The following is a 23,019-nucleotide window of genomic DNA, read 5'->3' on the forward strand; positions in this document are numbered from 1 at the left end:
CTCTTCCCGCAAAACAAAACAGAGGCCGCGAGGCCTCCGTTTTTCGTCGTGCGATTGGCGAGTCTTGTCGCTTACCCCAGCCGTCCCGCCGCATGCGCCAGCAGCGTGTACACCAGCCCCGTCTCCGAGGTCAGGTGGCTGCGCAGTTCCTGCGGGCCGCGGCCGTCGCGGGCGACTTCGTCGAGCAGGCGCTCGAACTCGGCGACGTAGCGGTCCACCGTGCCCTTGAAGTTGCGGTCGGCGCGGTACTTGCGGGCGACCTCGTCGAAGGCCTTCTGGCCGGCGGGCGTGTAGAGGCGCTTGGTGAAGGCCTTGTTCTCGCCGCGCTGGTAGCGGTCCCACATTTCGGCGGCGAGGTTGCGGTCCATCAGCCGGCCGATGTCGAGCGACAGCGATTCCAGCGGATTGCCGCTTGCCTGCGGCGCCTGCGGCTGCGGCGCGGGTGCGGCGCGGCCACGCGGAGCCTCACGGCCGGTCGGGGCGCCCTGATTGGCGTCCGTGCGGTTGAGGAGGTCCGACAGCCAGCCGTCACGGCCCTGGTCGTTACCGGCGGGCGCGACCGGCGGAGCGTCGGTGCGGCGCGCGGCCGGCATGCCGAGGTCCGGCGGCGGCAGCGTGGAAGCGCTGCCGGTGTCGCGCATGCGGGTCTCGGCGCTACGTCCGCCCGCAGCTGCCATGATCGGCTCCTCCTGGCGCTGGACCGCGACGGACGCACGGCCCGTCGTGGTGACGTCGAGGCCGCGGCCATGCTGGGCCACGATGCGGTTGAGCTCGGCGAGGGCCTCGATCTGGTCGACGATCACCTTGCGCATCTGCGCAGTGCTCTCGGCGGCCTCCTGCGGCATCTCGAGCACCCCGCGGCGCAGCTCGTTGCGGGTGGCTTCGAGCTCGTTGTGCATCTCGAAGGCCATCTGCTTCATGCTGGAGACGAGGTTGGTGAACTTCTCGGTCGACTGCTTGAACATCGTGTCCGCCTCATCCGTGGTCTGGCGGTAGATGTCGTGCATGGCCTCGATGGTCTGCCGGTGCTCTTCCTCGGATGCGACGCGCACCGCCTCGAACTGGCGGGTGATCGCCGCGGAGCCTGCGCCGGCGGTCTCGGCGACGACGCGGGCGATGTCGCGGGCGCGCTCTTCGGCGGCCGCCAGCGATTCATCGAGCAGGCCGGTGAAGCGCGACAGGCGCTGGTCGAGATCGGCCGTGCGCAGGTCGATCGTGGTGACGAGCGATTCCAGCGCCTGCTTGCGCTCGGCGAGCGAGGCGGTGGTGTTCTTGTTGCTCTGCTCGACGACCTGCGCGGCATCGACCAGGGCCTTGCCGTGCGCGTCGAACTGGGTCGACAGCTCGCCGAGATCCTGCAGCGCCTTCGTGGTCTTGCTGTTGAAGACGTTGAGCTGCTCTTCCAGGTTCTGCGTCGCCGCGCCGTTGCGCGAGGTGACGTCGTTCATCGCCGAGACGAAGTCGGCGACGCGCGTCACCAGCGCCCGCTCGAGCGAGTTGAGGTTGTCGTGCGCACCGGTCAGCACCTCCTGAAGCAGGATGTTGCCTTCGCGCAGACGCTCGAACAGCGCCACCGTGTCGGTTCGCAGGATCTTGCTGGTCTCCTGCATCTCGGTGACGGCCGCGATCGAGACCTGGCGCGACTGGTCGATCGCCGCGCGCGAGGCCTGCTCGAGGTCCTTGAGCGACTTGCCGACCGCGCCGGTGGCGATCTCGCTCGCCGCGTTGATGGTGCGCGCGACTTCCGAGCCGTTGCCCATCATGGTCTGCGAGAAGGCCTGGCCGCGCGTCTCGATCGACTTGAGCGCGTCCGAGGTGACGCGGTCGATGTCGAGCGTGAGCTGGCTGGTCTTGGAGCCGATCGCGTCGACCAGGGCGCCGCGCTTGGCGTCGATCATGTTCGACAGGCGGTCGGCCTGCTGCTGCACGTAGGTGACGATCTCGTCGGTCTTGCCGGTCATGGCCTGGCCGAAGCTGGAGCTGGCGGCGAGCACCGAACGCTCGACGTCGGACGAGCTCGACTTGACCCGCGAGCTCGCCTCGTTGGAGGCCGAGATCAGCGCGTTCTGGGCGTTGAGCGCGCTGGTCTGGATGTCGTTGGTCGCGTTCGCGGTGGCCGCGCTCAGCGTCCGCTCGATCTCGGTCGAGATCGTGCGGATCTGGCTCGCGGCGTCTGCCGAGGTCGAGGTCAGCGAGGTCTGGGCCTCACGCGCGCTGTTGAGGATGGTTGAGGCGGTGTCGGCACCGACCGCGGTCAGCGTGCGCTCGATGTCCGTGGTCAGCGACTTGATCTGGCTGGCCGCATCGGTCGAGGCGGAGATCAGCGAGCCCTGGGCCTCGCGCACGCCGCTGGTGAGCGCCTCGATGGTGGCGCCGCCGGCGGTTGCCAGTGCGCGCTGCATCTCGGCCGCGAGCGAACGGACCTGGCTGGTCTGCTCGGCCGAGACGGAGAGCAGGGTGGTCTGAGCGTCGCGGGCGCTGGTGGTGATCGTCTCGGCGGTGGACTGGCCGACCTGCGATAGCGAACGATGCACTTCGGCCGCGAGCGACTTGACCTGGCTGGCCGCCTCGGAAGACGCCGTGACCAGCATGTTCTGCGCCTCTCGCGCGCCGGCGGTGATGGTCTCGGCGGTCGAGGTGCCGGCCATCGAGAGCGAGCGCTGCACATCGGCGGTGAGCGACTTGACCTGGGCCGCCGCATCCGAGGACCCGGCAACCAGCGTGTTCTGCGCCTCGCGCGCGCCGCTGGTGAGGATCTCGGCGGTCGAGGTGCCGGCCATCGTGAGCGAACGCTGCACGTCGGAGGAGAGCGCCTTGATCTGATTGGCGGTCTCGCTCGAGGCCGCGATCAACGCGCTCTGCGCATCGCGAGCGCCGGCGGTGATCGATTCCGCCGTGGTGGTGCCGGCCATCGACAGCGAGCGCTGCACGTCGGCGGTGAGCGTCTTGACGTGGTTGGCCGCGTCCGAGGACGCCGTGACGAGGGTGGTCTGCACCTCGCGGGCGCCGGCCAGGATCGAGGCTGCGGTGGCAGAACCTGCCGCCGACAGCGTACGCTCGACGTCGGCCGCAAGCCCCTTGATCTGGTTGGAGGCCTCGCCCGAGGCTGCGACCAGCGTCGACTGCGCCTCGCGGGCGCTGCTCAGGATCGAGTTCGCCGAACCGGTGCCGACCGCGGTCAGCGCGCGCTCGACCTCGGCAGAGGTCATCTTGAGCTGGGCGTTGACGTCGGAGGAGACCGTCATCAGCGACTGCTGGGCGGTGCGCGCACCGGTCTGGATCGTCTCGCTGGTGTTGACGACGAGGTTGGTGAGCGAGCGCTCGGCGTCCTCGACATGCGAGCGGATCGCGGTCGAGATCATCTCGGCGCGGGACATCATGTCCTCGCTGGCCTGGCGGCCGCTGCTTTCGATGCGGCCGGCGACGGCCTCGACGCGCGAGCCGAGCAGGTCCTCGAACTGCGCCACGCGCACGTCGATGTCGCTGGCGACCGAGCCGACCCGGGTCTCGATGACCTGATGGATCTCCTGGAAGCGCGCCGTCACCGTATCGGTCAGGTGCGTGCTGCGGCCGTCGATGATCTCGGTGACGCCGGTGATGCGGCGGTCGACCGCCTCGATTGCCTGCGCGGTGCCGTCCGTGAGGGTGGAGGTCAGGAGCGTCAGGCGCGTGTCGATCGACTGCACGGCCTGCGAGGCGCCGTTGGTGACCGCGGTGGTCAGGTAGGTGAGGCGGGAGTCGATGGACTCGAGCGCCTGCGTCGCGCCGCCGGTGAGCGTCGAGGTGAGATGGGTCAGCCGCGTATCGATCGACTGGATGGTCTGCGAGGCGCCATCGGTCAGCGAGCTCGTGAGGTGGTTGAGGCGCGCATCGATGGTTTCGATGGCCTGCGTAGCGCCGCCGGTCAGCGACGTCGTGAGGTGGGTGAGGCGGGAGTCGATCGACTGGATCGCCTGCGCGGCGCCATCCGTCAGCGAGGTCGCGAGCGTGTTGATGCGCCCGTCGATGGTCTCGGTCATTGATTGCGCGCGGGTGTCGAACGACTGTTCGAGCGCGGCGACGCGGCCGACGAGCTGCTCGTCGAAGGTCTTGATGTGACCATCGATCGTGCCGTCGAGGCTGGCGATCTTGCTGTTCAGCGAGGCGTCGAGGTGGTTGACGCGTTCGCCGACCGTGGTCTCGAACTGCACCAGGCGCTGGTCGAGCACGGCCGTGATCTCGCCGCCGTTCGCGGTGAAGCGGGTGTCGAAATTCTCGACATAGGTCTTCAGCGACTCGTGGATGTCCTGCGTGCGCTGGCCCATGCGCTCGACGATCTCGCCGCCGAAGGTCTTCACGGTGCGGTCGAACTCGGAGATGTGGCGCGTGATCAGCGCGCCCAGCGTGCCGGAGTCGCGGGCGAACTTCTCGACCAGTTCGGTGCCCTGGTTCCTGACCAGCTCGTCGAACGCGCTCATCTGCAGCGACAGCGAATCGTGCGCGGTCTCGGTCTGGCTGACGACCTTGGCGACGAGGGTGTTGACGGTGGCGTCGAGCGCCTCGCTCGCCTTGTCGCCGCTCGTCAGGATTTGGCCGGCGAGGCGGTTGCCGGCGTCGTCGATCTTGGCGGAGAGGTCGTTGGAGCGCAGCTCGAGCTCGAGCAGCAGCGAGTCCGAGGAATTCTTCAGGCTGTCGTGCACCTGCTCGGTGCGCTCGGAGATGCCGTCGACGATCGCGGCGGAGCGCTGCTCGAACTCGCCGGTGATGCGGTCGATGCGCTCGTTCAGCATCTCGTGGACGCGGTCGGCGAGGTCGACGAATTCGTCGTGGACGTGGCCGGTCTTGAAGTTGAGGCTGGTGGTCAGCCGCTCGCTGGCATCGAGCACGGCGCGCGTGGTCTCGTTGCTGGCTTCCTCGAGACGGTCGAGCAGGTCGCCGCCGCGCTCGCCGAGCGCCAGGATCATGTTGTCGCCGGCATTGCTCAGCGCGCTGGTGATGTGGGCGCCGCGCTCTTCCAGCGCGCCGGTGATGGACTTGGCGACCTCGTCGACGCGCGAGGCGATCGCATCAGAGATCAGCGCGATGTCGTGGCGCAAATCGATCTGCACGCCGGAGATGGCGCTGCGGACCTGCTCGGCCTGGCCGACCAGATTGTCGCGCTGATGCGCGATGTCCTGGAGCAGGGCGCGGATGCGCACTTCGTTGTCGGAATAGGCGCGTTCGAGCGCGGCGACCTCGTTGGCGACCAGCGTCTCGAGCTCGCCGGCGCGCGCGATGGCGCGCTCGATGCCGTCGCCCATCGCCGCGACCTCGCGGCGGATGGCCTGGCCGACGGTGACCATGGAATCGGAGGCCGAACCCTCGGGCTCGGAGAAGCGGATCGCGACCTGCGCCATCGCCTGCGCGATCATGCGCATTTCCTGGCCGCGCCAGACGAGGCTCGCAAGGAAGTAGAACAGCATGATCGGCGCGAAGAACATCGCGATCAGGCCGGCGATGACGAGCACGCCGCCGCTCTGGCCCATGGCGGCCTGGATCGAGGGCAGGAAGCCGAACGTCAGCGCGGCGCAGGCGGCGAGCCAGACGCCGGCGAAGATGGTGGCGAAGGTGTAGACGCTGCGGGCAGGGCGGCCCTTCTGAAGCGCCTGGAGCAGCTGGCCGATGGTTTCGCGGTCGTCATTGGCGGCGCGGCGCGAAGAGCGCGGCTCCTCGACCGGGTCGAACACGGTCGAGCGTTCGTTGGCGGCAGGGCGCGGTTCGAAGCTCGGCTCGTCGAAGATCGGGGGCGGCGGGGCCACCGAAGGCGCGGTTTCGTTGCGCATCGCGGCGTTGCGGCTGGTGTCGGCAGCCGTGTCGCTGATGTTCAGGGCTTCCTGGATCGCAGAAAGCGCAACTTCTGTGGGGTCTTTGACCTTTTTCGGAGTGTTCGCCATGTTCAGTCCGAGCCCTCGTTACTTGTACGCGTCCCCCCGCGAGCCCTGCGCGCTACGCAAGCCCACAGACCGGATCATGCCGCTTGCGCGGATCTCCGAGCCGTCCCCACCCGGACGGCTTGTCCGCCAATTTCCGCAACATCCTATTGGCAGAGCGTCGCGAATGAAATGCCCGCGATTAAGACAATCTTAATCATCGTTAACAGGATCGCGCCGTAACGCCTTAGCAATAAATGCAATTCTCCACTGGACTCGGCCGATTGCGGCAACTTTTCGTCAATAATCCGGCGGAACTGCGTTCAAGACCCCCAACATTTCGTTAACCATTTCCATGCTTGGGTGAGGCGAACTCACCGCCGAACCGGCGGAACCGTCGCGCGATGCCGGGGCCTGCGCCATGACGCCTGAACTGCAACGGATGGACTGGATGCCCTCGCCGCCGCTTGCACCCATCGACAGCCCGCTCGACCTCGACCATCTCTCCCGGATGACGCTCGGCGATGCGGATCTGGAACAGGAAGTGCTCGCCATGTTCGCCGAGCAGGCTGTCCGCCTGATCGCGGCGATGGCGGCGTTGCCGGCCGAGACCGGCGCATTGGCCCACAAGCTCAAGGGCTCGGCCCGCGGGGTCGGCGCCTTTGCGGTGGCTGATGCCGCAGCAAGCCTGGAGATCGCGGTCCAGACCGGCCATGACCAGCGCCACGCCCTCGCCGCGCTGAAGGAGGCAGTGACCGAGGCCCGTGCCGCCATCGAGGCGATGCTGAAGCCTTGAGGCCACGCGGCCGAGCCGGACTCTAGTCTCTTGTTTTGACGCGTTTTCTTCCCGCAAAGCGGGATTCACTTCGGCTGAAAACCCTATGGCGCCGGGCTGATCGACCCGTTATAGGACAGCCCGGACCCTCCTTCATTCCCAGCACCGCGGCAGCACGAGCACACATGGCCAAGATTCACTTTGTCGACCACAAGGGCGAAACCCGCACGGTGGAAATCGAGAACGGCGCAACCGTGATGGAAGCCGCGATCCGCAACAGCATTCCCGGCGTCGAGGCCGAATGCGGCGGCGCCTGCGCCTGCGCGACCTGCCATGTCTATGTCGACGAAGCCTGGCGTGAGAAGGTCGGCAGCCCGACGCCGATGGAAGAGGACATGCTCGATTTCGGCTTCGATGTGCGCCCGAATTCGCGCCTGTCCTGCCAGATCAAGGTCTCCGACGATCTCGACGGTCTCGTCGTGACGACACCGGAACGCCAGGCCTGATCTTTCAAGCCTGCTCCTTCTTGCGATTTACGAAGCGCTCGGCGGCGCGACTTCGATGCCGCGCTTGTGCCAGGGTCTGAATTTCTCGATCACCTCCGCGGTCAGCGGGGCCGGCCGGCGCGTCGCCTCGTCGAGCAAGACGCCGACCGAAATCGCCGAGGCGATGCATGTTCCCTCCGAGAACACGACCTGCTCGAAGGTCACTGACGTCCGTCCGAGCTTCACTACGCCGAGGCCGAGCTCGATCGTGTTTGGCCAGTGCAGTTCGGCGCGGAAATGCATGTCGAGCCGCACCATGATCCAGGCGAGGCCCGGCGGGGTCAGACCGTACTGGGGAAGCTTCATCAGCGTGACGCGGCCGGTCTCGAAATAGGTGGCGTAGACAGCGTTGTTGACGTGCTGGTTGGGGTCGAGATCGCCAAAGCGGACATTGTCGCTGAGGCGGAAGGGGAAGTCCTCCAGACGCGGCGTCGTGTCGAGGCGGCTTGGTGCGTTCACCGATTGATCTCCGTCATATCCATCCTCGTTACAACCCAGTTATCCTGACCCGGCAAGTGGGCGCGGCTGCGGGGCGCTCCCGCTTTTATGCCTTCCCTGATCCATCCCCGTTGGCTAGACAGGCAGGGTCACCTCTGCCCGCCGGGCGCCGTCCAACCGATAACGACCGATAAAGAGACGACATGAGCGACGTGATCAAAACCGATGTGCTGATTATTGGCGCCGGCCCGTGCGGTCTGTTCGCCGCCTTCGAGCTTGGCCTTCTCGACATGAAGACGCATTTCGTCGACATCCTCGACAAGGTCGGCGGCCAGTGCGCCGAGCTCTATCCGGAAAAGCCGATCTACGACATTCCCGGCATTCCGCAGGTTTCGGGGCAGGGCCTCACCGACGCGTTGATGGAGCAGATCAAGCCGTTCCATCCGACCTTCCATCTCGGCGAGATGGTCGAGACCGTGGAGAAGATCGGCGATCCCGCCTTTCGTTGCATCACCGACGCGGGCAAGGTGTTCGAATGCAAGGTGCTGGTGATCGCGGCCGGCGGCGGCTCGTTCCAGCCCAAGCGTCCGCCGGTGCCGGGCATCGAGGCCTATGAAGGCACTTCAGTCCATTACGCCGTGCGCAAGATGGAGACGTTCCGTGACAAGAACGTGCTGGTCGTCGGCGGCGGCGATTCCGCGCTCGACTGGACGCTCAATCTGCATCCGATCGCGAAGCGCATCACGCTGTTGCACCGGCGTGACGAATTTCGCGCCGCGCCCCACAGCGTCGAGCAGATGCGTGCGCTGGTCGCCGGCGGCAAGATGGATCTCCGGCTCGGCCAGGTCACCGCTCTCTCAGGCACCGAGGGCAAGCTCACGGGCGCTACCATCAAGGGCAACGACAACAGCGTCACGGAGATTTCCTGCGACACCATGCTGCCGTTCTTCGGGCTGACCATGAAGCTCGGCCCGGTCGCGAACTGGGGCATCGCGCTGGAGAACAATCTGGTACCGGTCGAGACGTCCGCGTTCGAGACCAATGTTCCCGGCATCTTCGCGATCGGCGACATCAACACCTATCCCGGCAAGATCAAGCTGATCCTGTGCGGCTTCCACGAGGGCGCGCTGATGTCGCAAAAAGCCCATCGCTACGTCTATCCGGAGAAGCGGCTCGTGTTCCAGTACACGACCTCGTCCTCCAGCCTGCAAAAGAAGCTCGGTGTCAACTGACGGCGGCGGGGTGGGGAGGGGATGCCCCATGTTTCTGGCGCTGGAACCGTTCGCGAAATCGCCGTAGTCTGCGGCCATTCCGGTCGTGGAATAACAAGGTGACCTAATGCGGATTTTTTCCAGCTCTCGGCTGCTCCCCTTCCTCGCGCTCGCATTGTCGCTCGCGACGGTGACGCCGTCTGCGGCACAAATCGCCGAGCCCACGGCGGCGGGCCTCTGGCAGAAGGTCGAGGACGGCAAGACGGTCGGATGGTTCCTCTTCATCGACCATAACGGCATCTTCGAAGGCGTGATCGCAAAGACCTTCCCGCGGCCCGGCGATGATCCGAACGAGATCTGCGCCAAGTGCACCGACGATCGCAAGAACGCACCGGTGCTCGGCATCTCCTTCGTCCGCAACATGAAGCGCGACGGATTGAAGTACGAAGGCGGCAACGTTCTCAATCCGCGCGACGGCCAGATCTGGAAGGCCAACATGAAGGTCAGTCCTGATGGCCAGACCCTGACCCTGCGCGGCTATCTCGGCATCGCGCTGCTCGGCAAGGACGAGGCCTGGACGCGCCTGCCTGACACCAACATCGCCCAGGTCGATCCCGCCATCGTCGCAAAATATCTGCCCGCGCAGGCTGCGGCCACCAAGCCGCCGGCGCCGACGAAGAAGAGTGGCGGCACGATGATGGCGCCGGCGCCCAAGCAGTAAGGGTGTCCGTCGCGCGCTGGGCCGCCTGATCGGCAGTAGCTCCGCACATTGTCGTCATTCCTCGCGCAGGCGGGACGACGGAGAGTCGGCGGGGGCCATATCCGCCGAAAGACCAATGCGCCGCGGGCCCGCTCCAGTAGTTGCCCGGAATGCATGCTGGCGCCGGATTTGCATAGCTATCCGCAGAGCTGCTGGGGGAATGAGTCGCTGCCCTCCGCGCCTTTCGCGCAAGCTGCGGAAGGCGGGCGGCGTGCGTTGTCCCACGCGGCGATCACGTCGACCCGCGGAGACGATATGCGACCTCCAAGATTGCGACTTGCAAGATTGCGACCTGCAAGATTGTATGCGGCGCCCTTGCTGGGCCTGGCCGCGCTCGTGACGACATCGGCGCAGGCGCGCGATGACGGACGCTATGCCAACTCGCCGTTGAAGCCCTGGTTCGAGAGCCTGTACAGCGAATACGGGCAATGCTGCACGGATGCGGACGGCTACGTCATTGCCGACGTCGATTGGGAGTCCGATCACGGCCGCTTCCGCGTCCGCATCGACAACGAGTGGGTCGTGGTGCCCGACGGTGCCGTCATCACCGTGCCGAACAAGATCGGTCGCACCATGGTGTGGAAGCACTATATCGACGGCCATCCGCGGGTGCGTTGCTTCATGCCGGGCAGCATGACCTGAAAACGCTGACGGCGCCCGCATCGGATGCAGGCGCCGAAGGCGAAGGGGAGGCTTAGCGCGCTTCGCTTCCCGAGCCGGCGCTCGCAAGCTGCTTCACGCGCGGCGACAACACCGAGACCTGTGCGGGCGAGGCGGGCATGCCGGCGACGGTCATCGCCGGCGCGGTCGACTGCTCCTCGACGCCGGCGCCGCCGAGCACCTGCACCTGCATCGCCGAGATCGGCAGCGACTTCACTTCGTAAGAGGGAAGCTCACTGGCGAAAGCACCGGTCGAGCTCGCAATCGCGGCACTGGCGACGGCAATCATTGTGAGAACACGCATTGGAAAATCTCCGTTGAAGATGTCAATCGGAGGTTTGGTCGTGGCGATGCCGGGCCAGGTTCGCTTGTGAGAGAACATTCCCGTGGCCGTCGACGAACATATTGATTGCTTGATGCGCAACGACGAAACGAGGAAGAAGTTTTTGGCGCCAGTGTTTCCGGACGGTTTCGCCGCATCGATCGAAGCAGCTCGCCGCTAGCTTGTCTGCAACTCCAGCTGCGCAGATATGGTCGGCGCGGCGGCGACGGGAAAGCGCAGGCTCATGCTCGTGCCGCGGCCAGGCGTGGAGGAGATGATCAGCTCGCCGCCGTGGGCCGCCATGATCTCGCGGACGATCGACAAGCCGAGGCCCGCGCCGTCGCCGGCGGTGTTGCCGGTCTGAAACGGCTCGAGCAGTTTGTGTTCCGCGCCATCGGGCAGGCCCGCGCCGTCGTCGTCGATCGAGACGCCGTCGCGGCCGAGCGTGGCGACGATGCGTCGCGCGCCATGGGCGTGGATGAGCGCGTTGCCGACGAGATTGGCAAGCGCGCTGCGAATCGCGGCATCCACGCCCTGCACAAGGAGCGGACCTTTCTCGGCCTGTTCCAGCGCGAGCTCGATGCCGGCGTCCAGTGCCGAGGGGCCGAAATCGGCCAGCACGTCCAGCGTGATCTGGGCGAGATCGATCGGCCGTTTTTCGATCGCATGATTTTGCAGCCGCGCCAGGTCCAGCATGGCGGAGACCAGCGACGTCAGGCGCCTGATGTCGCGCACCAGCTCGACCTTCAGGGCCGGCTCGGACACGTCCTCGACCTTCGCGCGCAGCAGCGTCAGCGGCGTGCGCAGCTGGTGGGCGGCATTGCCGAGGAAGCGGCGCTGCATCCTGATATAGGCATCGATCTCGCCGAAGGCGCGGTTCAGCGCCTCGACCAATGGCTTCAATTCGCGAGGGACCTCGGACAGGGAGATCAGACCTTGCGGTGCCGACGGGTCGATCGCGAGCGCGCGAAGCGCCACCCGTTCGATCCCGCGCGAGACGAAACGTGCAGCAAGCGCCGAACCGATGGCGACGGTCGCCGCAAAGGCCAGCGCCACCAGGATGATCGAAAAAATCCTGTTGACGAGGAAGTTCCCGGCCATTCGTCCGAAGCGGACCTGAGGCTCGCCGACCATCATCGCGAGCTGCAATGAGCCCCTTTGCGCGACGGCGAGGCAGAAGGTGCTCTTCTGGTCGAGTGTGTTGAAGACCGATGAGCCGACAGGCCCGTGATAGGGAAAGGCGAAGGGCAGGGCCGGCCGGCGTTCGCTGCCGTACTCGCTGACCATGTCGCCTGCGGACACGACGTACCAGAGGTTCGGGCTGTCGGCCTTCAACTCCGCGAGTGCGGAAGTCGGGCGTATCGTCAGGTTTCGCCCATCGATCTCGGTAGCGCGATCGAGAACAGCGGCGACGACCCGGCAGGCCCTGAACTCGCGTTCCTCCAGCGGGTACCTCGAGACGAAGATCGCGACCATGATCAGGAAGATCATTGTCGCGGCGATGCCGAGCGACAGCGCAAACGTTCGGGCGATCGACGTCATCGCGGCGGCGCCAGCCGCAGGATGTAGCCGATGCCTCGCATGCTGCGGATCTCGACATCGCCGCCGAGTTCGAGCAATTTCTTCCTTAGCCGGGAGACCTGAGCTTCCAGCGTGTTGGATTCGATCTCGTCGTCGAAGCCATAGATCTCCTCGATTAGGGCGGCGCGGGTGATGACGCGGTCGCGCCGCATCAGGAGCGCCCCCAAGATCAGCGCCTCGCGCCGCCGCAGTAGGATCTTGGTGTCGGCAACCACCGCCTCGTTGCTGCCGAGATGCAGCTCCACATTGCCGAGCGACAGCACCGAAGGGGCGAGCAGCCGGGGTCGCCGCAGCACCGCGCGCACCCGCGCGATCAGCTCCTGCGGCTCGAACGGCTTGCCGAGATAATCGTCGGCGCCGCTGTTGAGGCCATCGACGACATCCTCCTTGGCGTCCTTGGAGGTCAACATGATGATGGCGGGGCGTTCCGGCGATCGGCTCAGCGCCGTGACCACCTGGAGCGCATCGCCGTCGGGCAGCATGCGGTCGACGATCGCGAGATCATATTTGAAATTGTCCAGCGCCTGGCGGGCATCGGCAATCGAGCCGACGAGATCGACGATCCCGTGCAATTGCCCGAGCAGGCGGCTGACATAGGCGCCGATCTGCGGTTCGTCTTCGATTACGAGGGAACGCACGCGGGTCGTCCTTGACTCTGCTGGGCAACAAAACCCCGAGCGTGACGCTCCCTGGCCGAAGTCTGGCGTTTCGGCTCCTGCGCAGGGTTCCCATAAAGGCAGCGAGCTTGGCGAATAAAAGGCAGCGGTGACGGCGCTGGCCGGCACCGGCGGTCAAAGTTTGGCGGCGTGAGCGCCGCGCGGCAATGTTCGGGCAATGTTGGTTCGGCGGCCGTCGCCAGGTGCGCGCCGGGAGCATGGTGGGGCGGCGGTTTTCGGCTTGCAATCTTGGGGCAATTTTGCCGGACCACATACTGGAGCTCCAACCACACGAGTCGACCAGGCCAGGAAGGCCGGTCCGGGGCCCTGTAATGAAGCATTTTGACGACGCCGCTCTTCGCCTCACGGTGAATGTGCGGCTCACGACCACCTTGCTCACCGCACTCGGCGCGATCATGGCGATCCCTCAATCCGCATCGGCGCAGACCGCGTTCACGCTGCCGGCGCCGCCCTTCGAGCTGCCGATGCTGCCTTCGCCTTCCGGCAACTGGACGGTCATGGTCGGCATCGGCGGCGAGTACATGCCTGACTTCGTCGGATCGAAGAACGGCAGGTTCATGCCGATCCCGATCTTCTCCATTCGCCGCGCCGGATCGATCGACCAGTTTCGCGGGCCGCGCGACAGCGCCAGCATCGCGCTGCTCGACGTCGGCAATTTTCGCGCAGGGCCTGCGTTCAAATACGTCGCCTCGCGCAAGGCCGACAAATATGCCGAGCTGACCGGCCTTGGCGACGTCGAAGCCGCCTACGAGCTTGGCGGCTTCGTCGAATATTATCCGGTCGACTGGCTCCGCCTGCGCAGCGAATTGCGCCAGGGCGTGGGCGGCCATACCGGCACCGTCGCCGACATCTCTGCCGACGTCATCGTGCCGCTGATTCAGAGGTTGACGATCTCGGCCGGCCCGCGCTTCACCTGGAAAAGCACCAAGGCGACCGCTCCCTATTTCGGCGTCGACGCCGCGCAGGCGCTGGCGTCGGGATTGCCGTCATACAACGCCAGGGGCGGCGCGCACTCGGTCGGCTTCGGCAGCCAGGTCTCCTATCGCATCAATCCGCAGTGGGAGGTCCATGCCTATGTCGAGTACGAGAAGCTGCTGGGCGATGCCGCGGACAGTCCGCTGGTGAAGCTGCGGGGATCGTCGAACCAGACCACCGTCGGTCTCGGCGCGTCGTATTCGTTCGATTTCAGGATCCGATAGGTCACCATGCGTCGCACTGCTTTTCTATGGATTGGCCTCGCAGCCGCTTGCGTCGCCCTCGGCGCCGCGGCGGCGTTCGAGACGCGGGCGAGCCGGCTCCAGGCGATCAAGACGGTGGGCATCGTCTCCGCCATCGGCGAAGAGATGAGCCTTTCACAGGCAGGCCTTACCAAGCTCGGCTCCACCGGGCAAAGCGCCTCGATCAGTGCATGGGGGCTGGATGAGCTGATCGTCCAGCAGGTCACCCGGCTGCTAGGCGGACGCTATCGCGTTCAGGCCGTCAACTACACCCGCGCCGCCTTCGCTGCTGTCAGAGATTCGGCGGTCACGCCCGTCAATCTGCTGCGGAGCGATCCGTTCAAGGAGCTGGTTCGCACCGACGTCACGCCCCAGGGACTGGATGCGTACATCGTCATTACCCGCGCGAAATCGAAACTCGGAAACGGTCGTAACGTCGAGGGGGTCGGGATCGCCGAATACCGGACGCTGCTTGCGGACTACGGCCTGATCCACGCGCTGTACGAGGTCCGCGTCATCGACGGCAAGACGTTCGACGTGATCGAGAAGAGGGCGGCCGCGCCGCTCGACAACACCGGGACCATAGGGATCGCCGGCCCGAGCGGGCCGGTGGACGGGACGTTTGACGGTCCGGCTTCGAGCGAACGGCTGCGCGCGGCGATTGCGGATCTCATCACGCGCAGCCTGCCCGTCACGCTGGACGACATGCATCTGATCGGTGGTCAGTGAAGCCGGCTGGCGGCCTCAGGTCACCGGCGCGGGATTGAACAGCGTCAGATCGTTGTGGATGCCCCAGCGGTCCGACCATGGCTTGGTGCGGCCGGAGGCGACATCGAGGATCAGGCGGAACAGGTCCCAACCCGTCTCCTCGATGGTCTTCTCGCCGGTGGCGATGCGGCCTGCGTCGAAGTCGATCAGGTCTTTCCAGCGCCGCGCCAGCTCGCTGCGGGTCGCGACCTTGATGACAGGCGCGGCCGCAAGGCCGTAGGGCGTGCCGCGGCCGGTGGTGAACACCTGCAACGTCATGCCGGAGGCGAGCTGAAGCGTGCCGCAGATGAAGTCGGAGGCAGGGGTTGCCGCGAACAGCATGCCCTTCTGCGTCGCCTTCTCGCCGGGCGAGAGCACGCCGGTGATTGCGCTCGAGCCGGACTTGACGATCGAGCCAAGTGACTTCTCGACGATGTTGGCGAGGCCGCCTTTCTTGTTGCCAGGCGTGGTGTTGGCGCTGCGATCGGCGCCGCCTCGCGCGAGATAGGAATCGTACCAGGCCATCTCGCGCACCAGCGCGCGGCCGACGTCCTCGTTGATGGCGCGGCGGGTGAGCAGCTGGATGGCGTCGCGCACCTCGGTGACTTCAGAGAACATCACGGTAGCGCCGGCGCGCACCAGGAGGTCGGCGGCGAAGCCGACGGCGGGATTGGCGGTGACGCCGGAGAAGGCGTCGCTGCCGCCGCATTGCAGGCCGATGACGAGATCGGAGGCCGGGCAGGTCTCTCGGGTGCGCTTGTTGAGAATTTTCAGCCGCGCCTCCGCCTGCGTCATGATCGCATCGACGATGGCGCCGAAGCCGTCGAAGGCTTCGTCCTGCATGCGCACGATGGCATCGCTGACGCCTTCCGGCACCAGCCGCTCCGGTGCGAGCTTCTCGCAGCCGAGGCCGACGACCAGGATCTCGCCGCCGAAATTCGGATTGAGCGCGATGTTCTGCAGCGTGCGGATCGGAATCACTGCGTCTGGCGCGGTGATGGCGACGCCGCAGCCATAGGCATGCGTCAGCGGCACGACGTCGTCGACGTTGGGGTATTTCGGCAGCAGCTCGGCGCGGATTCGCTTGACCGCATATTCCATCGTGCCCTTGACGCATTGCACGGAAGAGGAGATGCCGAGGATGTTCTTGGTGCCGACCGAGCCGTCCGGATTGCGATAGCCTTCGAAGGTGAACCCCTCGAGCGGCGGCAGCGGGGCGGGGACGGCGGTCGAGATTTCGAGCTTGTCGAGGTCGGGGGCATCCGGCATGCGAATGCGTGCCTCGTCGACCCATTCGCCGGCCAGGATCGGCGACAGCGCGAAGCCGATGACCTCGCCGTAGCGGACGATCGGCTGATCTTGCGCGATGTCGACCAGCGCCGTCTTGTGCCCCTGCGGCACGAAGGCGCGCAGTGTCAGGCCGCTGGCAAAGCGGGAGCCGGCGGGAAGCCCGAAATCATTGACCACGATCGCGACATTGTCGCGCTCGTTGAGCTTGATGTAGCGGGGCTGCTCTTTCGCTGCGACGTCCTGGTCCATCTGCGCTTGCCTCCGAAGCCGTAGGGTGGGCAAAGGCGCAACGCGCCGTGCCCACCATGCTTCATACCGAACGTAAGCGGTGGGCACGCTTCGCTTTGCCCACCCTACGATATCTTCCCGGTGGTCAGCCCGGGAACGTATAAGCCGTCTTCACCGTCGTGTAGAACTCGCGCGCGTAGGAGCCCTGCTCGCGGGCGCCGTAGCTCGAGCCCTTCCGGCCGCCGAACGGCACGTGATAGTCGACGCCGGCGGTCGGCAGGTTGACCATCACCATGCCGGACTCGCTGTTGCGCTTGTAGTGCGAGGCGTATTTCAGGCTGGTGGTGCAGATGCCGGAGGCGAGGCCGAACTCGGTGTCGTTGGAGATCGCCAGCGCCTCTTCGTAGTTCTTGGCGCGGATGACGGCGGCGACGGGGCCAAAGATCTCCTCACGCGCGATGCGCATGTTGTTGTTGGCTTCGGTGAACAGCGCCGGCTGCAGGTAGTGGCCGGGGTTCTCGCGCTTGAGCAACTCGCCGCCGAACGACAGCTTCGCACCCTCGTCCTGGCCGATCTTGATGTAGCGCAGGTCCTGGTCGAGCTGGCTCTGGTCCACGACGGGGCCGATATGCACGCCGGCCTTGAGCGCGTCGTCGACCGACAGGCCGTTCAGGCGCTCGGCCACCGCCGCGACGAAGCGGTCGTGAATGCCTTCGGTGACGATCAGGCGGGAGGAGGCGGTGCAGCGCTGGCCGGTGGAGAAATAGGCGCCGTTGACGGCGACCTCGACGGCGGTCTTGAGGTCGGCGTCGTCGAGCACGACCAGCGGATTCTTGCCGCCCATCTCCAGCTGGAACTTCTTCATCGGGTTCGAGAGCACGCAGGCCTGCGCGATCTTGCGTCCGGTCTGCACCGAGCCGGTGAAGGAGATCGCCGCGACGTCAGGGTGGTCGAGCAGGGTCTGGCCGACCACCGAGCCGGAGCCGACCACGAGGTTGAACACGCCGGCGGGAATGCCGGAGCGGGTGATGATCTCGGCCAGCGCGTGACCCGAGCCCGGCACCAGCTCAGCCGGCTTGAATACCACGGTGTTGCCGTAGCAGAGCGCGGGCGCGATCTTCCAGGCCGGGATCGCGATCGGGAAATTCCAGGGCGTGATCATGCCAATGACGCCGACCGGCTCACGGGTGAGCTCGACGTCGAGGCCGGGACGCACGGAGGCGCCCTTCTCGCCGATCAGGCGCAATGCCTCGCCGGCAAAGAACGCAAAGATCTGGCCGGCACGCGCGACCTCGCCGATGCCCTCGGGGAGCGTCTTGCCCTCCTCGCGCGCGAGCAGGCGGCCGAGCTCTTCCTTGCGGGCGAGGATCTCGAGGGAAATCTTGTTCAATGCGTCATAGCGAACCTGCGGCGTCGACTGCGCCCAGGCGGGGAAGGCGGCCTTGGCGGCTGCAATGGCCTTCTCGGTCTGCGCCTTGTCGGCCTTGGCGTATTCGCCGACGACGTCGTTGGTGTTGGAGGGGTTGATGTTCCTGGTGACGCCGGAGCCGTCGACCCATTCGCCGCCGATGAAGTTCTTCAGGATCGCAGTCATCTCATTCCTCCAAGTCGTTTAAGGGGCATGATCCCTATCGGAAAACCGGTGCCCACTTTTCCGGGATCATGCCTGAAGTTTGTCTAACGCACGAGGCACGGACGCTTGTCGTCAAAGGTCCAGCCGGGGATCAGGTCCTGCATGGCAATAGCGTCATCGCGGGCACCGAGTCCATGCTGCTTGTAGAGGTCATGCGCCGCGTCGATGGCGGCCCTGTCGATTTCGATACCCAGGCCCGGGCTATCAGGGACGGCAATCTTGCCGCCCTTGATCTGGAGCGGCTCTTTGGTGAGCGCCTGGCCGTCCTGCCAGATCCAATGGGTGTCGATCGCAGTGACCTTGCCGGGGGCGGCGGCGCCGACATGGGTGAACATGGCCAGCGAAATGTCGAAATGGTTGTTGGAGTGCGAGCCCCAGGTCAGGCCGTTGTCACGGCAGGTCTGCGCCACCCGCACCGAGCCCTGCATGGTCCAGAAATGGGGATCGGCGAGCGGAATGTCCACCGCGCCGAGACGCAGCGCATGGGAGAGCTGCCGCCAGTCGGTGGCGATCATGTTGGTCGCGGTCGGCAGGCCGGTGGCGCGGCGGAACTCGGCCATGATCTCGCGGCCGGAAAAGCCGGCCTCGGCGCCGCAGGGGTCCTCGGCATAGGCGAGGATGCCGTGCATGTCCTTGCAGAGGCGGATCGCCTCGTCGAGCGACCAGGCGCCATTGGGATCGAGCGTCACGCGCGCGTTCGGGAAGCGCTTTGCGATCGCGGTGACGGCCTCGATCTCCTGCTCGCCGCGCAGCACACCGCCTTTCAGCTTGAAGTCGGCGAAGCCGTAATGGTCGTGGGTGGCTTCCGCGAGCCGCACCACGGTCTCCGGGGTCATCGCCTCCTGATGGCGGAGATTGAACCATTCGGACTTGCCGGTCTCGCCCTGGACGTAGTTCAGCTTCGACTTGCGCCGGTCGCCGACGAAGAAGAGATAGCCGAGCGTCTCGACGCTATTGCGTTGCTGGCCTTCGCCGAGCAGCGCGGCGACGGGCAAGTTGAGATGCTGGCCAAGCAGATCAAGCAGTGCGGATTCGATCGCGGTGACCGCGTGGATCATGACGCGAAGATCGAAAGTCTGCTTGCCGCGGCCGCCGGCGTCGCGGTCGGCGAAGGCGGTGCGGACGTCGGCGAGGATGTTGTTGAGCGCGCCGACGGTCTTGCCGATCACGAGATCGCGCGCGTCCTGCAGCGTCTGCCAGATCTTCTGCCCGCCCGGCACCTCGCCGACGCCGGTGTGGCCGGCATTGTTGGTGAGGATGACGATGTTGCGGGTGAAGAATGGCGCATGCGCGCCGCTCAGATTGAGGAGCATGCTGTCGCGGCCCGCGACCGGAATCACCTGCATCGCCGTGACGACAGGGGCGCCAGAGATATCGGTCACGGCCATCGCTCGCTCCTCGCTGTTGTCGCCCTATTCTGCCGCCTGTTGTGTCGATCGGATGGCGGGCAGATTCTTCACCAGCGCGGTCACTTCGGCGATCTCCTGCTCGGTGAGGTCGGTGAGCGGCGGGCGGACCGGGCCGGAGTCGCGGCCGATCACCTTCATGCCGGCTTTGATGATCGAGACGGCATAGCCCTTCTTGCGGTTGCGGATCGCGATCAGCGGCAGGATGAAGTCCTTCAGCCCGGCCTGGATCGTGGCATGGTCGCGCTTGCGCACCGCGGCGTAGAAGTTGGTGGCGAATTCCGGCACGAAATTGAACACGGCCGAGGAATAGGTCGTCACGCCCATGTCGAGATAGGGCAGCGCGAAGGTCTCGGCGGTCGGCAGGCCGCCGACATAGGTGAGACGATCGCCGAGCTTGGTGTAGACGCGGGTCATCAGCTCGATGTCGCCGATGCCGTCCTTGTAGCCGACGAGGTTCGGGCAGCGCTCGGCAAGCCGCGCGAGCGTGTCGGGCTGCAGGATCGCGTTGTCGCGGTTGTAGACGATGACGCCGATTTTCACGGCGGCGCAGACTGCCTCGACATGGGCGGCAAGGCCCTCCTGCTCGGAGTGGGTGAGGTAGGGCGGCAGCAGCAGCAGGCCGTCCGCGCCGGCCTTCTCCGCGCCGATTGCGATCTCGCGGGCGATCGCGGTGCCATAGCCGGTGCCGGCGAGCACGGGCACGCGACCCTTGGTCTCGTCGACGGCGACCTTGACGACTTCAGGGACCTCGGTCGGCGTCAGCGAGAAGAATTCGCCGGTGCCGCCGGCGGCGAACAGGCCTGCGACATCATAGCCGCACAGCCAGTCCATGTTGGCGCGATAGGTCGCCTCGTCGAAGGAGTAGTCAGCCTTGAAGGGCGTGACGGGGAAAGACAGGAGGCCAGATCCGATCTTCTGGGCCATTTCCTGCGGGGTCATCTTGCTCATGGGCGCGGCTCCCTCATTGCGTGTTGTGGAGGACGCAAGCAGAAGGCTGCGCGTCCATGCGCCGTGGTTTAGGAGACCGTTCGATGCGGGTCCAAGCCAAAGCCTATATCGACCGATGCGAAATCAGCATCAATCTTCCGCGGGCTCCGCAGAGGCCAGTTCGCCCGCGATTTTGACGAGCGCCGACAGCAGCGGATTCTCGTCGTCGCGGCGCCAGACCATGAACAACTCGACGGGGACGCGCGTGCGCAGCTTCAGCGGGCGCAGGCGCACGTCGGAAATCTTCAGGCTCGCAGCCGCCGCCGGCACGATGGCAAGGCCGAGGCCGGCGCGCACCATGGCGAGGATCGAGTGGATCTGGCTCAGATGCTGGACGTAGCGCGGCAGCACGTCGGCACGGGTGAACAGCGCCACCAGGAGATCGTGGAAGTAGCGGCTCTCATAGGGCGAATACATCACGAAGGGCTGGTCGTCGAAATCCTTGATGGTGATGCTGTCGGCATTGGCGAGCGGATGCTTCTTCGGGATCGCGGCGAGCAGGGGCTCGGCGACGACGCGGCGGCTGGTGAGCTCGGGGCGCGCGATCGGCGGCCTGAGCAGGCCGGCGTCGATCTGGCCCGAGGTCAGCGCCTCGAACTGGTCGCCCGACACCATCTCCTTCAGCGAGAAATCGACCTCGGGCAGTTTTGCGCGGCAGGCCGCGACCAGTTCCGGCAGGAAGCCATAGGCCGCGGCCGCGGTGAAGCCGATCTTCAGCGAGCCGGTCTTGCCGAGCGCGATGCGGCGGGCGACCTGCGAGGCGCTTTCGGCAAGCTTGAGGATGCGCCGCGCCTCCGGCAGGAAGCTGCGCCCCGCCGGGGTGAGGCGCACCGAGCGGCTGGTGCGCTCCAGCAGCGGCGCATCGATGATGTGCTCGAGCACCTGGATCTGCCGGGACAGCGGCGGCTGGGTCATGTTCAGCCGCGTCGCGGCGCGGCCGAAATGCAGTTCCTCCGCCACCGTGACGAAACAGCGGAGCTGGTTGAGGTCGAACATCGATACATGCCTTAGATGGATAAGGCGTTTCCCCGGTACTTCTAGCATCGATCATCCCCAAAACAAAGACGGCGGCTTTTGGGCCGCCGTTGAGTTGCCTGGTCAAGCTCCCGTCGGGAGCCCTCAGGAGGAACGTTTGAGCGTCACCCGCTCGATCTTGCCGACGATGACGAGATAGGCGAACGCCGCCACCAGCGCGTTGAGGCCCACGAACACCAGCGCGCCGTTGAAGGAGCCGGTCGCGGCCAGGATGTAGCCGATCACGATCGGCGTGGTGATCGAGGAGAGATTGCCGAAGGTGTTGAACAGGCCGCCGGAGACGCCGCCGGCTTCCTTTGGCGAGGTGTCGGAGACGACCGCCCAGCCGAGCGCACCGATGCCCTTGCCGAAGAAGGCGAGCGCCATGAAGCCGACCACCAGCGCCTGTCCATCGACATAGTTGCAGGCGATGATCGACATCGACAGCAGCATTCCACCGACGATCGGGATCTTGCGCGCCATGGTCAGCGAGCCGGTCCGGCGCAGGATCGCATCCGAGATGATGCCGCCGAGCACGCCGCCGATGAAGCCGCACAGCGCCGGCAGCGTCGCGACGAAGCCGGCCTGCAGGATCGACAGGCCGCGCTCCTTGACCAGATAGACGGGGAACCAGGTCAGGAAGAAATAGGTCAGCGTGTTGATGCAATACTGGCCGAGATAGACGCCGAGCATCATGCGGTCGGAGAGCAGCTGGCGGATGTGGTCCCAGCCGGAGCCGGCCTCGGGCGCACGCGCGCGCGGCAGATCATCCTTGGGCGCGTCGAGATCGACCAGCGCGCCGCCCTCCTTGATGTAGTCGAACTCGGCATCGTTGATCGAAGGATGCTCCTTCGGGCCGTAGATGGTCTTGAGCCAGACGAAGCCCATGACGATGCCGAGCGCGCCCATCACGAAGAACACGAAGCGCCAGCCATAGGCGTGCGCGATCCAGCCCATCAGCGGCGCAAAGATCACGGTCGCGAAATACTGTCCCGAGTTGAAGAAGGCCGACGCGGTGCCGCGCTCGTTGCCCGGAAACCACGCCGCGACGATGCGGGCGTTGGCGGGGAAGGAGGGCGCTTCCGCGACGCCGACCAGGAGGCGGAGCGCGAACAGCACGACAACAGCCGTGCCGGCGCTGAGGAAGCCGACCCAGCCCTGCATCAGCGTGAACAGCGACCAGATGATGATGCTGAAGGCATAGACGAGACGCGAGCCATAACGGTCGAGCAGCCAGCCGCCCGGTACCTGCGCCGCGACATAGGACCAGCCGAACGCCGAGAAGATCCAGCCCATGGCGACGGGATCGAGATGCAGCTCCTTGGACAGCGCGGGGCCTGCGATCGACAGCGTGGCGCGGTCGGCATAATTGACGGTGGTGACCAGGAACAACATGGTCACGATGAACAGCCTGACGCGAGACCTCCTCACGTCCGCTGCGGACACCACTGCGCTCATCAGGCGGCTCCTCAAGTCGAGATGTTTCCTCGATCCGACTCCTAGAGGCGCGCGCGGCAAAGTGTCCAAGTTCAAGGGGGTATCGATCGATACCGTTTTTGGATTGATGAAACGGCAGGTAGCGGGGAACGATGGTAAGGGAGTGAGATTGCGCGAGTGCAGTTTGTGGCAGCGCGCTA

The 23,019-nt window shown here is 65.8% G+C and carries 18 protein-coding genes; 7 read left to right on the forward strand and 11 right to left on the reverse strand.

Annotated elements, in window-relative coordinates:
• Window positions 1–71: 71 nt before the first annotated feature.
• Entirely contained in the window at window positions 72–5,912 is a 5,841-nt protein-coding gene (locus IC66_RS0122050) for a negative regulator of septation ring formation (protein WP_038949073.1), read from the reverse strand.
• A 397-nt stretch (window positions 5,913–6,309) separates the two neighbouring features.
• Here IC66_RS0122050 and IC66_RS0122055 point away from each other — a divergent pair, with 397 nt between their 5' ends.
• Together IC66_RS0122055 and IC66_RS0122060 are read left to right on the forward strand one after the other, a co-directional pair.
• Complete coding sequence (locus tag IC66_RS0122055) at window positions 6,310–6,684, forward strand: Hpt domain-containing protein (RefSeq protein ID WP_038949074.1); 375 nt, start codon at window positions 6,310–6,312, stop codon at window positions 6,682–6,684.
• A 164-nt stretch (window positions 6,685–6,848) separates the two neighbouring features.
• A complete protein-coding gene (locus IC66_RS0122060; RefSeq protein ID WP_018317347.1) occupies window positions 6,849–7,169 on the forward strand; it encodes a 2Fe-2S iron-sulfur cluster-binding protein in 321 nt (106 codons plus the stop codon).
• A gap of 27 nt (window positions 7,170–7,196) precedes the next feature.
• Here IC66_RS0122060 and IC66_RS0122065 read toward each other — a convergent pair whose 3' ends face one another.
• The gene (locus tag IC66_RS0122065) at window positions 7,197–7,667 is read right to left on the reverse strand and encodes an acyl-CoA thioesterase (RefSeq protein WP_028143289.1); all 471 of its coding nucleotides are present in this window, start codon (window positions 7,665–7,667) and stop codon (window positions 7,197–7,199) included.
• Between the two features lie 182 nt (window positions 7,668–7,849).
• Here IC66_RS0122065 and IC66_RS0122070 point away from each other — a divergent pair, with 182 nt between their 5' ends.
• The 3 genes from IC66_RS0122070 (at window position 7,850) to IC66_RS0122080 (ending at window position 10,259) form a co-directional block, all read left to right on the forward strand.
• Window positions 7,850–8,878, forward strand: coding sequence for an NAD(P)/FAD-dependent oxidoreductase (locus tag IC66_RS0122070; RefSeq protein WP_038949076.1), 1,029 nt, complete (start codon window positions 7,850–7,852; stop codon window positions 8,876–8,878).
• Window positions 8,879–8,984: 106 nt separating this feature from the next.
• Window positions 8,985–9,578, forward strand: coding sequence for a DUF2147 domain-containing protein (locus IC66_RS0122075; RefSeq protein WP_028143287.1), 594 nt, complete (start codon window positions 8,985–8,987; stop codon window positions 9,576–9,578).
• 294 nt (window positions 9,579–9,872) lie between these two features.
• On the forward strand, window positions 9,873–10,259 hold the full coding sequence (locus IC66_RS0122080) for a hypothetical protein (protein WP_081494309.1): 387 nt from the start codon (window positions 9,873–9,875) through the stop codon (window positions 10,257–10,259).
• 52 nt (window positions 10,260–10,311) lie between these two features.
• Here the strand turns inward: IC66_RS0122080 and IC66_RS0122085 are convergent, their stop codons facing one another.
• The 3 genes from IC66_RS0122085 to IC66_RS0122100 all read right to left on the reverse strand — a co-directional run bounded on the left by IC66_RS0122085 (window position 10,312) and on the right by IC66_RS0122100 (window position 12,818).
• A complete protein-coding gene (locus tag IC66_RS0122085; protein ID WP_038949077.1) occupies window positions 10,312–10,581 on the reverse strand; it encodes a hypothetical protein in 270 nt (89 codons plus the stop codon).
• A 195-nt stretch (window positions 10,582–10,776) separates the two neighbouring features.
• A complete protein-coding gene (locus tag IC66_RS0122095; RefSeq protein ID WP_038949078.1) occupies window positions 10,777–12,141 on the reverse strand; it encodes a sensor histidine kinase in 1,365 nt (454 codons plus the stop codon).
• The gene (locus tag IC66_RS0122100; RefSeq protein ID WP_028143283.1) at window positions 12,138–12,818 is read right to left on the reverse strand and encodes a response regulator transcription factor; all 681 of its coding nucleotides are present in this window, start codon (window positions 12,816–12,818) and stop codon (window positions 12,138–12,140) included. Before IC66_RS0122100 ends, IC66_RS0122095 begins: the two co-directional genes overlap by 4 nt.
• Before the next feature lie 350 nt (window positions 12,819–13,168).
• Here IC66_RS0122100 and IC66_RS0122105 point away from each other — a divergent pair, with 350 nt between their 5' ends.
• Both IC66_RS0122105 and IC66_RS0122110 read left to right on the forward strand, forming a co-directional pair.
• Entirely contained in the window at window positions 13,169–14,056 is an 888-nt protein-coding gene (locus IC66_RS0122105; protein ID WP_038949079.1) for a MipA/OmpV family protein, read from the forward strand.
• Between the two features lie 6 nt (window positions 14,057–14,062).
• Window positions 14,063–14,803, forward strand: a complete 741-nt coding sequence (locus IC66_RS0122110; protein ID WP_038949080.1) for a hypothetical protein — start codon at window positions 14,063–14,065, stop codon at window positions 14,801–14,803.
• A 15-nt stretch (window positions 14,804–14,818) separates the two neighbouring features.
• Here IC66_RS0122110 and garD read toward each other — a convergent pair whose 3' ends face one another.
• The 6 genes from garD to IC66_RS0122140 form a co-directional block, all read right to left on the reverse strand.
• Window positions 14,819–16,360 (reverse strand): galactarate dehydratase, encoded by a 1,542-nt coding sequence (gene garD / locus IC66_RS0122115; protein WP_038949081.1) that lies wholly within the window; start codon window positions 16,358–16,360, stop codon window positions 14,819–14,821.
• Window positions 16,361–16,484: 124 nt separating this feature from the next.
• A complete protein-coding gene (locus IC66_RS0122120; RefSeq protein ID WP_038949082.1) occupies window positions 16,485–17,933 on the reverse strand; it encodes an aldehyde dehydrogenase family protein in 1,449 nt (482 codons plus the stop codon).
• A gap of 83 nt (window positions 17,934–18,016) precedes the next feature.
• A complete protein-coding gene (gene gudD, locus IC66_RS0122125; protein WP_038949083.1) occupies window positions 18,017–19,360 on the reverse strand; it encodes a glucarate dehydratase in 1,344 nt (447 codons plus the stop codon).
• A gap of 24 nt (window positions 19,361–19,384) precedes the next feature.
• Window positions 19,385–20,329 carry a 5-dehydro-4-deoxyglucarate dehydratase gene (kdgD, locus tag IC66_RS0122130; protein ID WP_018317335.1) on the reverse strand — a complete coding sequence of 315 codons (945 nt, stop codon included), beginning with the start codon at window positions 20,327–20,329 and terminating at the stop codon, window positions 19,385–19,387.
• 129 nt (window positions 20,330–20,458) lie between these two features.
• Window positions 20,459–21,364: a LysR substrate-binding domain-containing protein gene (locus tag IC66_RS0122135; RefSeq protein WP_018317334.1), complete on the reverse strand. Its 906-nt coding sequence runs from the start codon at window positions 21,362–21,364 to the stop codon at window positions 20,459–20,461.
• A gap of 123 nt (window positions 21,365–21,487) precedes the next feature.
• Complete coding sequence (locus IC66_RS0122140; RefSeq protein WP_038949084.1) at window positions 21,488–22,840, reverse strand: MFS transporter; 1,353 nt, start codon at window positions 22,838–22,840, stop codon at window positions 21,488–21,490.
• Between the last annotated feature and the right edge of the window lie 179 nt (window positions 22,841–23,019).

The sequence above is a fragment of the Bradyrhizobium genomosp. III genome (genome assembly GCF_000261705.1).
Lineage (GTDB): Bacteria > Pseudomonadota > Alphaproteobacteria > Rhizobiales > Xanthobacteraceae > Bradyrhizobium > Bradyrhizobium ottawaense.